Raw genomic sequence first — 12,998 nt, forward strand, 5'->3', positions numbered from 1 at the left:
CTCCTATTTTTAGGGGTGGTAACTTTTAAAGGATTTCTGCTTGCTCTTTTTGTTTTATGTGTTGCGCAGTTACATGCGCAAAAAGTTGGGCTTGTTTTCAGTGGTGGCGGCGCAAAGGGCCTGGCACATATTGGCACGTTAAAAGCGCTTGAGCAAAATCACATTCCTATCGATTACATTACCGGTACATCGATGGGTGGCATTGTAGGCGCCATGTATGCAGCGGGCTACTCTCCTGCCGAGATCGAAGAAATTGCCGTAAGCAAAGACTTCCAAAACTGGGTAAATGGCCGCTACACCAGCGATTATACTTTTTACTTTCAAAAAAATGCACCGAATGCATCGATGATTACGGCAAAGGTTGCAATTGATACCGGCTTCCATTTAAATTTCCGATCGAACCTGATCAATGATATTCCCTTAAATTTTGCGTTCCTCGAGCTGTTTGCCCAGGCCTCAGCGGTTTCGAAAGATAACTTCGATAATCTTTTTGTGCCCTTTCGGTGTATGGTTGCCGATGTACTTTCGCAAAAAAGCATTACCGTAAGCAAGGGCAGTTTGGCCGAAGCAGTGCGGGCTACTATGACGGTTCCGATTATTTACCGCCCCATAAAACTCGAAGGAAAATATGTGTTCGATGGTGGTTTATACAATAACTTCCCTGCCGATGTGATGGAGCGGGATTTTAAACCCGATTACATTATTGGCGCCAATGTATCTTCGAAAATTTACAACGAATACCCAAAAAATATCGACGAGCGGTTAATGAATCGGTTTTTAGTATACATGTTCCTGTCCAAGTCTGATTCGACAATGATTGGAAAAAACGGGATTTATATTCAGCCCGATTTAGCAGATTATAGCGTCACCAATTTTGCACCCGTCGAAGAATTGATCAAAAAGGGGTATGATGCCACCATGGCCGACATGCCACGGATAAAACAGTTGATTGCCAAAAGGGTTGATTCGGGTGAGCTGGAAAGACGAAGGGCAGCGTTTAATAAGCGGAAACCCGATCTTAAGTTCAGTAATGTTATGGTATCGGGCGTTAATAATCAGCAGAAAAGATATGTAGAAAGGCTTTTTAAAAGCAATAAGGCAAATTTCGATCTTCAGGATATTAAGCGGGGCTACTACAAGCTCGTTGCCGATCAAACCTTCGAAACCGTTTACCCAAAAATCTCTTATCAGGCCGCAACAGATAGTTATACTTTCGAGGTGGTGGCCCAGCCGAAGAAAAGCTTCAAACTCGATTTGGGCGGAAACATCTCTACGCGGCCAATTAGCAATGTTTTTTTGGGTGCAGAATACAATTACCTCAACAGAAAGGCCTACACCTTCGGAACGAGCTTTTATTCAGGCCGTTTTTATGAGTCGGTACAGGTAAACGGTCGCGTTGATTACCCAACCAAATTGCCGATTTTTTTAGGTGCCGAGCTTACTTATAATCACTGGAATTTCTACAACACCAGCCAAATCTTCATCGAAAACCCCCACCCTGTTTACATCGAACAATCAGACCGGAAAATAGATTTAATGGCTGGTTTTCCGCTAAATTACAATACCAAGATTGTGCTGCATTCGGCTTTGATAAACAACACAGATAGATATAGTCCAAATAACACCTTTAATGTTGGCGATTTGCTGGATAGAACGGTTTTTAACGGCTTTAAAAGCTCAATTAATTTTGAAAAGAATGCCTTAAACCGAAAACAATATGCCACTAAGGGGCAAAGCTTTTTACTCAGCCTTAACTTCACTAACGGGCGAGAAAAGTACACCCAGGGAAATATCTTTCGCAACGCTCCTGGTTTCGCAAACAGCCCCGAATACAGCAAGTTACACCATTGGGGAACGATTAAGCTGACGCAAGAAAACTATTTCTTCCATTACAAAAAATACACTTTGGGCTATTTGATCGAAGGCGTAATTTCTAACCAACCGCTGTTTGGCACCTATTATGCAACATTGCTAACTGCACCTACATTTTATCCAATGCAAGATAGCCGCTCGCTTTTTTTAGATAAATTTAGGGCAACAACCTACGCGGCAGGCGGAATAAAAAATATTTACAGCGTTAAAAAGAACCTCGATTTGAGGTTAGAAGGCTTTTTATTTTTGCCACACAAAGAGTTTGAGCGCAGCAACTTTCAAGATGTTAACTATGCGAGACCGATTTCAAAACTCCGCTATGCGGCTACAGCCGGCATGGTTTATCATAGTCCGCTCGGGCCTGTTAGCTTAAGTTATAATTTATATAATGATGCAGTTAAAAGAAATGGCGTATTATTGCATATCGGTTATTTAATTTACAACAAACGTTCACTAGAATGAAACGAATCCTCTTTTTGCTATCGCTTTGTTTAATCGGCTTTTGCAGTTCGGCGCAAAATGCAGCAATAAACAATTTTCTTGTTAAAGAAAACCTCTTAAAGAACAATAAACTGGCAATTATCGCCGCCGATTCGCTAAACGTGCCCAACGAAAACATTAACGGAATTTATACCTTTAGCGTAAGCGGATTTACCCAGGAACTAAAATTTAATGACGGTATTGCGGTTCTGCCATTGCCTATTGCTAAATCAACATTTGTTTACATCAAACATAAAAACGATTCGGGCAACCACAGCAAACTCGTGTATGTATACAAAAAGGAATCCGATTTGAGCCCTTATACCATCAACAGCCTGTGGTTGTTCATTATCCCGGTGTTGTTTGTAATTATCGCCTTTGCTTTCAGAAAGCTCATTATTTTTGTGGTGATTGCATTTCTGCTATTTGTATATTTTAACCACAGCGCCGGCTTAAACCTGAGTACATTTTTCGAAAGCATATTCGACGCATTGCGAAACCTGTTTTAAAGTTTTAACGTCGTCATATCGATAACCGACCCTTCGTCGGCTGAGATATCTGTAACCAACTAGCAGAAACAGGGGTAAAAAAAATCATCATTTGGACCTAAGTGCTCCAATGGAGCTGCTGTGGAGGAGAAATCTTTGAACCCCAAATAGAGATTTAGCTGCGCTGAGCACTTCGTGGTTCTCGGCTGCCTGCCCGTCCCAATGCTATTAAATTAAGGATAAAGCGAAAAAATATTGTCATCCTGAGCGGAGTCGAAGGACAGATATTTTTCGTTTTATCCTATAGAAAAGGTCTTCGACTGAGTTTATCTTGAGCGAAGTCTAAAGGCTCAGACTGACAACTGACAGGCTTAACTTAATAGCATAGCTGCCCGTCCGGTCAGGCGGGCGCCCGAAACTACGACTTCTTCCATTTACTGGTCGCCTTCTCGTGTAACCAGTTATTAAAAAGGCATACCGATACCAAAGTTATACTGAATAAATCGGTAAGTATCGGGCGAATGTGTGGCGTTAAAGTCGTTTCTAAACTGCTTTCCACCAGATAAAAACTTACTAATCACCCATTGGTCTGAACCTGAAAACTGCGGATCTTTAAGCTTTAAGCCCACATCAAACCTGAAAACAAAATACTGCACATCATATCTGAGCCCTAAACCTGTACCAATGGCCACTTGTTGCGCCAGTTTGCTGAGCTTAAAAACTATCTTTTCATTGTCAAAGGGTGTTGCACCATCCATTGCCGATATTTTAGTTACGTTCCAAACGTTACCGGCATCAACAAACGCAGCACCTTTTAGCGTTGCGCCAAAAAATTTCTTGGTCAGCGTAAACCGATATTCAAGGTTACTCTCAATGCGCATCTCTCCAAGCTGATCTAAACCGAAGAAGCTTTGTCGTTGCTTCTCATTCAGTACTTCCCGGTTATAATTTCCGGGGCCAAGTGTACGTGCCTGCCATGCCCTTACACCACTAGATCCGCCGGCGAAAAACAATTTATCGAGCGGAATGCCAGATAAAAAAGAATTGCCATAGGCGTAAGCCAGACCCATATTTAAGCGGGCAATAAACTGTTTATCGCCGCCGAGGTGCTTATACCATCTGATATCTACTTCTGGTCTGATATACTGATTGAAAGGCAATCCTAAAATTTTCGCAGGATTACCGTTTGCAGCATCACTATTAGAGCCCGTTAATTTAGATACACCTTGTAGCAGGTTACCCGCTATTTCGGTGCCCGCCCTTAAATAAACAAAACTTCTCAAATCGTTTAGTTTGTTCGCATTTAAAGTATAATAATACTTCATGCCCACCGTAATATCCTTTCTGGCTAATAAGGCAGCATAATACAAATTGTTTGCCAGCACAGTGGTATCGATGCCTTCTTCGAGATTACCAAACCGATATTCGAAGTTTAAGGGCGTAAATGAATGCAACTTGGATTTGGTTTCAGACCAATCGTAAGTAACCGAATTAATGAAAATTCGCCTCACTGTAACATCTTTCTGCAGGGCGTAGATGTAACTCGATGAAAAAGTGGTATGTGGCATCCCGTTCTTTCCCAAAGTTGGGTTGTAAAACGGAATCAATAAACGAGGAACCGTAATGCTTGCACTTACCGAGAAATCGCGTTGATAAATATCCTTGAAAGGTGACGTCCCATTTCCTATTCTCGATCGCAGTCCGCCCTTAACCTGAAGCTCAAACCGTTCTGCACCTCTAAATAAATTATTATTCGTGTAAGTATTACTTAAATCGAACCCAACCGTACCCCCATTAAACGGCACCTCGCCTTCAATACGGTTACTCATCACCTTTTGAGGTGTCAACAAAATAATCGTGTTTATTTTATTTGATGTACTGTCTCTCCGGTAGTAATCTATCTTTACATTTTTAAAAATGTTGAGCTCATACAGCCTATCGTAAGTTAAGTTTTCCTTTCTAATATCGTAAAGTTCACCTTGCTTTAAAAAATCATAGCGTACGATTGGGTTTCGCCTGTAGCGCCTAGAAAAATCAGTGTAAATGATGCCGTTAAGCGTATCCTTGCTTAATTTGTACCGTGCAGAATCTGGCAAACCATCCGGACTTGGCGCAATTAATAAATGGGTATAGCCAATATAGAATTGCTTATGTGGGCCATTCGCGGGATCGGTAACATTCAGGTTCAAATCGATCTTGTTGGTTTTCGAACTCGCCTCGGCGCCATAAACATCAAAGTTTACATACGGCCTTAAAAAATAGAAGTAGCCGTTCTCCTTCATTACGCGATAAATCTGTTCCCGCTCGTACGTCAGCGAATCCTCATCGTACTGCATCCCTTTATGCAAATGCGTTATGCCAGGTTTATTTTGCTCATAAAGCTTTTTAATGTTTTGGTTGGGAATAGAATCACTTAATTTGTCGATGAAATAAGCCGGGCCGGGGTTTGCCTTAAACTTGATTTCTGCCTTCTTGTCTTCAACCTTAATATCTGATGTTACCTTGGCCTGAAAATAACCCTTGCTCTTTAAGAACTTTTCTATCTGCGTTCTCGAAATCTCAACCAAAGTACTATCTAAAATTGCAGGCGGCGTACCAAATGGCTTAATATCGCTCGTTTTATATCGGCCATCCTTTGTATTAAAGAAATTATACAAAGGTACGTTGATACTTAGTTTCGAGGCCGGACGAATGTCTTTCTGAACATAATTATAGGCTTGTTCCTCAAATTTGCCGTCGATACTGTCTATAGTAACTTTTTTTACGATCGATTGATAGTCGGCAATATATTTAGTTGATGAGCAAGCCTGCATTAAAACAATAATTAATAGTAATATTGCAGTGCTTTTCAGTTTAATATTTATCAAGTATTGGTATGCTTTCAAAGTCTCAGATTAGTTTTATTAAGTCGTTACATCAAAAAAAATATCGCAAGGAACATGGTTTATTTTTGGTTGAGGGCATAAAATCAATTACCGAATTTATTAAGTCAAGCTACCAAATCCATTCCGTTTTCTACAACAGCGAACAAGCGCATTTGTTACCCGAATTGTCCGCAAATATAAACTTATTTGAAGTAAACAACGTTGAATTAGGTAAGATTAGTACTTTACAAACGCCGCAAGGCTTTTTAGCGGTGATTAACATCCCGAAAAATAAAAAATTGGAGCACAATGAATTAAGAAATCAATTTACGCTGGTTTTAGATGGTGTGCAAGATCCGGGCAATATGGGCACCATTATAAGAACGGCAGACTGGTTTGGCTTTAAAAAAATCATCTGCTCTGACGATTGTGTTGAGGTATTTAACCCCAAAACGGTTCAGGCTACGATGGGCTCGCTGGCAAGGGTAGAAATTTATACCGGCGATTTGGCTGCGATTTTAAGTAAGAGCAACATTCCCGTTTTCGGGGCGCTGTTAAACGGCGAATCTATTTATAATGTTGATTGGGGCAACGAGGGCTTCGTTATTTTGGGTAACGAGGGAAAAGGAATAACCCCGGCGGTTATCGAAAAAGTGAACAAGCCGGTTACCATACCGCGGGTTGGTGAGGCCGAGTCGTTAAATGTGGCTGTAAGCGCCGCAATCTTTTGTGCTGAACTGGTGAGAGTTAAAAATTAAAAACAGAATTATCAATATAATATTTGCGGACTAACTAATAATTGTTATTTTTGCAGCCTTGAATTTAAGGGTCGAGTGGCCGAGTGGCTAGGCAGAGGTCTGCAAAACCTTCTACAGCGGTTCGAATCCGCTCTCGACCTCCATTTGTACAAATAAAATAATTAAAAGGTTATTACCATGGCAGTTACCAGATTAAAAAGAAAAGACAGAAGAAATAAAAATACAGCTCACCAAGAGGTGGCATTTTTAAAAAGAGCAACTAACATTGAGTTAGGAAGCCGCTCTGCTCAACCTAAAAACGATCAATTAGCTAAAAACAACGCTGTTTTAGCTAGTTTAGCAAAATAGTTTTTAGCTCGTTCTTCTTTAAGATTTAAAGCATCCTTCTGATCAAAGGATGCTTTTTTGTTTTATAGTTTTTTTAGCTCGAAACTCCGGACTGTTGGAATTGCCCTTCGACTACGCTCAGGGTGACAAGCGATACGATATTTAAGATCAATAAAAAACTGGTTTTTAGTTTGCCACTTGGGACTTTGGACTACCGACTCCGGACTTAAGACTCACGACTCACGACTTCGAACTCCCAACTCAAACCGACTTCTTTACAACATTAAAACAATTTTAAAACAACAATTGCGTAAATTTGCGGCATGGCAAAAATATCCATCAACCTGGCCACGGGCTCACTGCAAAAAGAAGAAATAATAGTCGGTATCGACTTAGGCACAACCAATAGTTTGGTAGCGTTTATTAACCCTGATAAAAACCCTCAGGTGATTAACGACGCTGGTAAAGGTGTGCTGGTTCCTTCCATCGTGTATTTCAACGGCCAAAGCGAAGCCATTATTGGTAACGAGGCGAAAGAATTTTTGACCACAGATCCGGCAAATACCATCTTTTCGGTGAAACGATTGCTCGGTCGTTCTTACAAGGATGTTGCCGAACATAAAGATATCTTTTCTTATAAAGTTATTGATGATGATACCGATGCCCTTGTTAAAATTCAGGCAGGGAATCGCTTTTATACGCCGATTGAGTTATCGGCAGAAATATTAAAGGAGTTGAAAGCAAGGGCCGAACATGCGCTTAAAACTCCGGTAAACAGGGCTGTAATTACTGTTCCGGCTTATTTTAACGATAGCCAGCGCCAGGCAACACGCGATGCGGGCAAACTTGCAGGCTTAGATGTAATGCGAATTGTAAACGAGCCGACTGCAGCAAGTCTGGCTTATGGAATCGGCCTCGACCCCACGCAGCAAAAAACAATTGCGGTTTACGATTTGGGCGGCGGTACTTTCGACGTTTCCATCTTGCAAATCCAAAATGGAATTTTTGAAGTGCTGGCAACAAACGGCAATACTTATTTGGGTGGCGACGATTTCGACCGTGCCATTTTGAGCTATTGGATGGAGAAGAACAATTTAGATAAGGCTGAGGTTGCCCAAAACACGGTGTTGATGCAAACATTACGTTTGCAGGCCGAAGCAGCAAAGAAAGCTTTATCTTCTCAAAATTTATACAACGAGCAGGTTGGCGAAATCTGGTGTACGTTGGATAAACAGACTTTTGAGCAGTTGATTAGCGAGAAAGTTCAGGAAACCATTACTGCCTGCAAAAATGCGTTGAAAGATGCCGAGTTAACGGTTGCCGATATTGATGAAGTGATACTGGTTGGCGGCTCTACACGTACGCCTTTTGTAAAGCAATCCGTAGAGAATTTCTTCGGCAAAAAGCCGCAGGATAACATCAATCCCGACGAAGTTGTGGCGCTTGGTGCCGCCATTCAGGCTGATGTTTTGGCCGGAAACCGCTCAGATATTTTGCTGCTTGATGTTACCCCACTCTCTTTGGGTATTGAAACCATGGGCGGTTTAATGGATGTAATTATTGCCCGCAACAGCAAGGTGCCTACAAAAGCTGGCCGTCAGTACACCACCTCGATAGATGGGCAGGTGAACATGAAGATTTCTGTTTATCAGGGCGAGCGTGACCTGGTAAAAGAGAATCGCAAACTGGCCGAGTTCGATTTAAAAGGAATTCCGGCAATGCCTGCGGGCTTGCCAAAGGTTGATATTAATTTTCTACTTAATGCCGATGGAATTTTGACCGTTCAGGCCATTGAACTACGCTCGGGTGTTAAACAGGAGATAGAAATTACGCCAAGTTACGGCCTGAGTGATGATACCGTGGAAAAAATGCTGATTGATAGCATCACCAACGCAAAAAGCGATGTGGAGCAACGCATGTTGATTGAGGCCCGCAGTGAAGGCGAACAATTGCGCTACACCGCAGAACGTTTTATTGAGAAGCATGCGCAACACCTTACCGAACAAGAAATTACCGAAACCAAAGCGCACATCGAAGCGCTAAAAACTGCTTTGACATCGCAGGAAAAAGATACCATTTTAAAGAAAGCAGACGAATTGAACGAATTTACCCGCCCCTTTGCCGAACGCGTAATGGATGCGGCAATTTCTACAGCAATGAAAGGCAAGAAAATAGATTAACCGCAATGATTATTCGCGATGAAATCGCAACAATAATCGTGGCAGCGCAAATTTTATATACAACCTTTAAGAGTAAACACATCGCTTTATTCCGTGCATATTTGCGTAGAATTTCGTATATTTGTAACTCCTATTGTTAGAAAACACTCCTATCGTTTACAATTATCACATTGTACCACAAATTTCAATTTATAGCTTTTTAGGTGGCTTTATGCTGTCGCGATTCTACTGATTTGAATGGACATTTAATGTTGCGAATACTTGCTTGCTGCGAAAACAATTTTGGCCCCGAGCGTGTTGCAGCGCCTAAATGTGCAGGGTGCTCGTGATAATATCAAATCAAAAATTCACTTTAAAAAACAAACGATCATGAGGAGCGCACAAATTTTAGCAACACTAGTTTTATTTCTATTTATTACATCTTGTTCGTCGACAGCACAATTCCCAATTTCGCGTATTGTGCCTGCGGCCGAAATTAAGGCTAAAAAAACCACTAACAGTAACAACAATCACGTTCTTGAGCTAAAAATCAGGAATCTAGCGAGTGCCGACCGACTTAACCCGGCGGGTAACAATTACAGTGTTTGGGTGGTTACCAAAGATAACGGCGTTAGAAACGTTGGTCAACTCAATGTCGACAATGCAGAGCAATCTTCCTTCGAGGCAACAACTCCATTCGATTTTGACGAGATCTTTATCACCGTTGAAGAGCAGGGTAATTTGGCCTCGCCAAAGGGAAGGGAAATTTCCAGAACGAAAATTTAAAACACGAACCGTTGATTGAAAAATTAACGGTTTTCTTTTTTCTTAACATACATCAAACACGCTTTGAGCTTAAGCTGTTAACTTTGTTAAATAAATTTAGCAAGTATGGAATTAGGTATCGGCATGTTCGGCGATTTGCAGATTGATGCAAAAGGCGAAATTCAACCCGCAAAGCAAAGGCTACAAGAAATTATTGAAGAAATTAAATTGATGGATGAAGTCGGTTTAGATTTCTACGGAATTGGCGAGCATCACCGTCCTGATTATGCCGTTTCGAGTCCCGAAATTATTTTAGCGGCCGCAGCAACTGTTACCAAAAACATTAAATTGAGCAGTGCAGTTTCTGTATTAAGCTCTTCAGATCCTGTAAAACTTTATCAAAACTTCGCAACAATAGATTTAATCTCGAATGGAAGGGCCGAGTTAATGGCGGGCAGAGGAAGCTTTATCGAATCGTTCCCCCTATTTGGCTACAAACTCAGCGATTATGATGAGCTTTATGAAGAAAAATTAGAATTACTTTTAAAAATCAACAAGGAACCTAAAATAACATGGAAAGGTAAATTCCGCCCGGAGTTGGCTAACCAGGAGATTTTGCCACGTGCGGTCGACAATAATCTAAAGATCTGGGTGGCCGTTGGCGGTACACCAGAATCTGTAGAAAGAGCCGGAAGATTAGGTTTGCCGGTGATGTTTGCCATTATTGGCGGTCAACCAGTTCAATTTAAGCCGCTGTTCGACTATTATAAAAAAGTTTACGAGGCTTACGGCCACGACATGAATAAATTCGAGGTTGGCGTACACATGCATTCGTTATTTGGCGAAAACAGTGAGGAGGTTTCTGACTATTATTTTCCGCTATACTCCGCTCAAATGAATAGAATTGGTGCAACCCGTGGTTGGCCCCCATTCCAACGGAACCAATTTGAGGCCGGAAGAGGTAGCAACGGCGCTTTAATTATTGGTGACGCAAATGAAGCTGTGAATAAGATTTTAGCATTGGAAGAAACTTTCGGTTTAACGCGTTTCTCGGCACACATGGATGTTGGCGGACCGTCTCACGCAGCCATGATGAAAACGATAGAAATCTTCGGAACGCAGATTGCACCAAAGGTTAGAAAAGCGCTGGAAAAATGAAATACTTAAAGGGTTGACCATATAGAAATCCTATAGCTTTTGTCGTCTCGCAAAACGCCATAATGAAACGCAGCAAAAGCTTAAAAACCGACCATATAGGTATATAGTTCACATAATTTCTTTTGTTGCATACTGCAACGCGTTTTGTTCTATGTGCCTATGTGTTTGATATGAAGGCTGATTAAAGGTTAAACTAAATGTTAGTGATTTCTCTTACTAAGATTTATAAACGTGTAAACGTAACAACCAACACAAACCCCGAATAAGCTTTCGAGTAGTGCAAAAACGATCAGTACTGAAGTGAGGATAAATGCTGCAGTGAAAAAGCTGAATGTAGATGTTGCGATAATTAGAATACAAAAAGCAAATCCCATTATTGCAGCAAATTTTTTAGGCGCCATATCGGTCATCTTCGGCTTCAAATTCAGGGCTTTTGTAACTTTAAGTGCAATAAACTTCAAGAAACTATATTTTCCTGAGTTGAATGCTCGCATAGCAAAATCGAAAATCAAAAATAACATTGCCCAATAGTTGGAGAATAAAATACAAGCGATAGCTATCAAAGCAACCATGAGGGCGATGATTCGCACGGCGTTTTCATTAATCCTTTCAGCTGAAACTGGGCAAGATAATTCCATTATACGTGTTTTTTATGGCAAAAATAGTAATTCTGGATTGAGGTTAGTACTTTCGAGGAACTTAAACCAATGGTAAAAGTTCAAAAGTAATTGCTACGACGCTGAAACTGCTCTCAAATTTTATTTTTAAGATATGATTAGAAAAATTTTATCAATAATCGCCGGGTATTCGGTTTTCGTCATCTCGTCACTGCTACTTTTCGAATTATCGGGGCAGAAGCCACATGAAGACGCGATTAACCTTTTTATTATCTTCGCCGCGATATATGGTGCTTTTTTCTCTATTGTTGCGGGCTATATTACCCGATTAATAGCAAAATCCGAAACCCTGAACATCAATTACATACTTGCCGTAATTATTGCCGGCTTTGCTTTGTTCTCGCTTGTCGGCTCTGATGGAAGGCATTGGACACAAATTCTCGCTATTGTAATTTTTGCACCAATTTCTATTGTTGGCGGAATGTTAGGCAAAAGTAAAATGCCTCTTCATAAATAGCAAAAATTCAGTACCTTCCACTATGAAAAGATTAACGATTTTAATTGCGTTAATCATCCCAACAATCCTTTGCACATCGTGGGGATTTTTTGCACACCAAAAAATCAACAATCTGGCAGTTTTTACATTGCCGACCGGCATGATCAGTTTCTATAAAAAGAACATCAAGTACATCACCGAACATGCTGTCGACCCTGATAAACGCCGTTACGCCGATACTTTGGAAGCGCCAAGGCATTACCTTGATGTTGAAAATTATGAAACACATATCGATAGTATTCCGGAGAAATACAATGATGCTGTAGCTAAATATGGCTTGAAGCGTTTGAGTGCAAATGGCATTGTACCATGGCAAATTCAACGAACTTATTATAGCCTGGTTAAAGCGTTTAAAACGAGAGATTCGATTAAGATTTTAAAATATTCGGCCGATCTGGGGCACTACATCGGCGATGCCCATGTACCGCTGCACACCACCAATAACCACAACGGGCAACTAACCAATCAGGTTGGCATCCATGCTTTTTGGGAGAGCCGCTTGCCTGAGCTTTTCTCCGTTAAATATAACTTTGTTGTGGGTAAGGCCAACTATATCGAAAATCCATTAAAAGAGGCCTGGAAAATAGTGAAGCATACGCATAGTTTGGTAGATACCGTTTTAACTTTCGAGGCACAGCTATCAGCCTCCTTTCCATCTGATAAGAAATTCAGCTTCAGCGAAAGAAATAACGCCGTTTTAAAGCAATATTCGGTGGCTTATGCCAAGGCTTATCATGATAAGATGAACAGTATGGTAGAAAAACAAATGCGAAGCTCAATCTTGGCAATCGGATCGTTCTGGTATTCTGCATGGGTTGATGCAGGACAGCCTGATTTGAAAAACCTGATCAAGATTGATTTGGAACCAGACGATAAAATAATGAATGAGGATACCGAGAAAAAATTCGAGACCGGAGCACTAATCGGACGAGAGATTTAGGCTACTTATTGGTG

Annotated in this window: 11 protein-coding genes and 1 tRNA gene; 10 read left to right on the plus strand and 2 right to left on the minus strand. The window is 41.0% G+C overall.

Annotated features, from left to right (window positions below; genetic code table 11):
- The first annotated feature begins 15 nt into the window (after positions 1-15).
- Positions 16-2,334 (plus strand): patatin-like phospholipase family protein, encoded by a 2,319-nt coding sequence (locus IZT61_RS06890; RefSeq protein ID WP_230383888.1) that lies wholly within the window; start codon positions 16-18, stop codon positions 2,332-2,334.
- Positions 2,331-2,861 (plus strand): hypothetical protein, encoded by a 531-nt coding sequence (locus tag IZT61_RS06895; protein ID WP_196100433.1) that lies wholly within the window; start codon positions 2,331-2,333, stop codon positions 2,859-2,861. The genes IZT61_RS06890 and IZT61_RS06895 overlap by 4 nt, the downstream gene beginning before the upstream one ends.
- Positions 2,862-3,304: 443 nt before the next feature.
- Here IZT61_RS06895 and tamL read toward each other — a convergent pair whose 3' ends face one another.
- Entirely contained in the window at positions 3,305-5,725 is a 2,421-nt protein-coding gene (tamL, locus tag IZT61_RS06900; RefSeq protein WP_230383889.1) for a translocation and assembly module lipoprotein TamL, read from the minus strand.
- Between tamL and IZT61_RS06905 the strand changes: the two genes are divergently transcribed.
- From IZT61_RS06905 to IZT61_RS06930, 6 genes are all read left to right on the plus strand, one after another.
- Positions 5,716-6,462: a TrmH family RNA methyltransferase gene (locus IZT61_RS06905; protein ID WP_196100434.1), complete on the plus strand. Its 747-nt coding sequence runs from the start codon at positions 5,716-5,718 to the stop codon at positions 6,460-6,462. The genes tamL and IZT61_RS06905 overlap by 10 nt on opposite strands.
- A 69-nt stretch (positions 6,463-6,531) precedes the next feature.
- Positions 6,532-6,605, plus strand: a tRNA-Cys gene (locus IZT61_RS06910).
- A gap of 34 nt (positions 6,606-6,639) precedes the next feature.
- Positions 6,640-6,810: a spore protein gene (locus IZT61_RS06915; protein ID WP_196100435.1), complete on the plus strand. Its 171-nt coding sequence runs from the start codon at positions 6,640-6,642 to the stop codon at positions 6,808-6,810.
- A gap of 302 nt (positions 6,811-7,112) precedes the next feature.
- Positions 7,113-8,969, plus strand: a complete 1,857-nt coding sequence (gene hscA, locus IZT61_RS06920; RefSeq protein WP_196100436.1) for a Fe-S protein assembly chaperone HscA — start codon at positions 7,113-7,115, stop codon at positions 8,967-8,969.
- A 369-nt stretch (positions 8,970-9,338) separates the two neighbouring features.
- Complete coding sequence (locus IZT61_RS06925) at positions 9,339-9,734, plus strand: hypothetical protein (RefSeq protein ID WP_196100437.1); 396 nt, start codon at positions 9,339-9,341, stop codon at positions 9,732-9,734.
- A gap of 105 nt (positions 9,735-9,839) precedes the next feature.
- The gene (locus IZT61_RS06930; protein WP_196100438.1) at positions 9,840-10,871 is read left to right on the plus strand and encodes an Atu2307/SP_0267 family LLM class monooxygenase; all 1,032 of its coding nucleotides are present in this window, start codon (positions 9,840-9,842) and stop codon (positions 10,869-10,871) included.
- Positions 10,872-11,071: 200 nt separating this feature from the next.
- Here IZT61_RS06930 and IZT61_RS06935 read toward each other — a convergent pair whose 3' ends face one another.
- Positions 11,072-11,509 (minus strand): DUF4395 domain-containing protein, encoded by a 438-nt coding sequence (locus IZT61_RS06935; RefSeq protein ID WP_196100439.1) that lies wholly within the window; start codon positions 11,507-11,509, stop codon positions 11,072-11,074.
- 133 nt (positions 11,510-11,642) lie between these two features.
- Here IZT61_RS06935 and IZT61_RS06940 point away from each other — a divergent pair, with 133 nt between their 5' ends.
- Positions 11,643-12,005, plus strand: a complete 363-nt coding sequence (locus IZT61_RS06940) for a hypothetical protein (protein ID WP_196100440.1) — start codon at positions 11,643-11,645, stop codon at positions 12,003-12,005.
- A gap of 22 nt (positions 12,006-12,027) precedes the next feature.
- Positions 12,028-12,984, plus strand: a complete 957-nt coding sequence (locus IZT61_RS06945; protein WP_196100441.1) for a zinc dependent phospholipase C family protein — start codon at positions 12,028-12,030, stop codon at positions 12,982-12,984.
- The last annotated feature ends 14 nt before the right edge of the window (positions 12,985-12,998 follow it).

Source organism: Pedobacter endophyticus (assembly GCF_015679185.1).
Taxonomy (GTDB): Bacteria; Bacteroidota; Bacteroidia; order Sphingobacteriales; family Sphingobacteriaceae; genus Pedobacter; species Pedobacter endophyticus.

Excerpts from the sequence above, each read along its gene's own strand:
- IZT61_RS06895 (WP_196100433.1), top strand. The coding sequence starts at position 2,331 with ATGAAACGAATCCTCTTTTTGCTATCGCTTTGTTTAATCGGCTTTTGC.
- IZT61_RS06905 (WP_196100434.1), top strand. The coding sequence starts at position 5,716 with ATGCTTTCAAAGTCTCAGATTAGTTTTATTAAGTCGTTACATCAAAAA.
- IZT61_RS06915 (WP_196100435.1), top strand. The coding sequence starts at position 6,640 with ATGGCAGTTACCAGATTAAAAAGAAAAGACAGAAGAAATAAAAATACA.
- hscA (WP_196100436.1), top strand. The coding sequence starts at position 7,113 with ATGGCAAAAATATCCATCAACCTGGCCACGGGCTCACTGCAAAAAGAA.
- IZT61_RS06925 (WP_196100437.1), top strand. The coding sequence starts at position 9,339 with ATGAGGAGCGCACAAATTTTAGCAACACTAGTTTTATTTCTATTTATT.
- IZT61_RS06930 (WP_196100438.1), top strand. The coding sequence starts at position 9,840 with ATGGAATTAGGTATCGGCATGTTCGGCGATTTGCAGATTGATGCAAAA.
- IZT61_RS06935 (WP_196100439.1), bottom strand. The coding sequence starts at position 11,509 with ATGGAATTATCTTGCCCAGTTTCAGCTGAAAGGATTAATGAAAACGCC.
- IZT61_RS06940 (WP_196100440.1), top strand. The coding sequence starts at position 11,643 with ATGATTAGAAAAATTTTATCAATAATCGCCGGGTATTCGGTTTTCGTC.
- IZT61_RS06945 (WP_196100441.1), top strand. The coding sequence starts at position 12,028 with ATGAAAAGATTAACGATTTTAATTGCGTTAATCATCCCAACAATCCTT.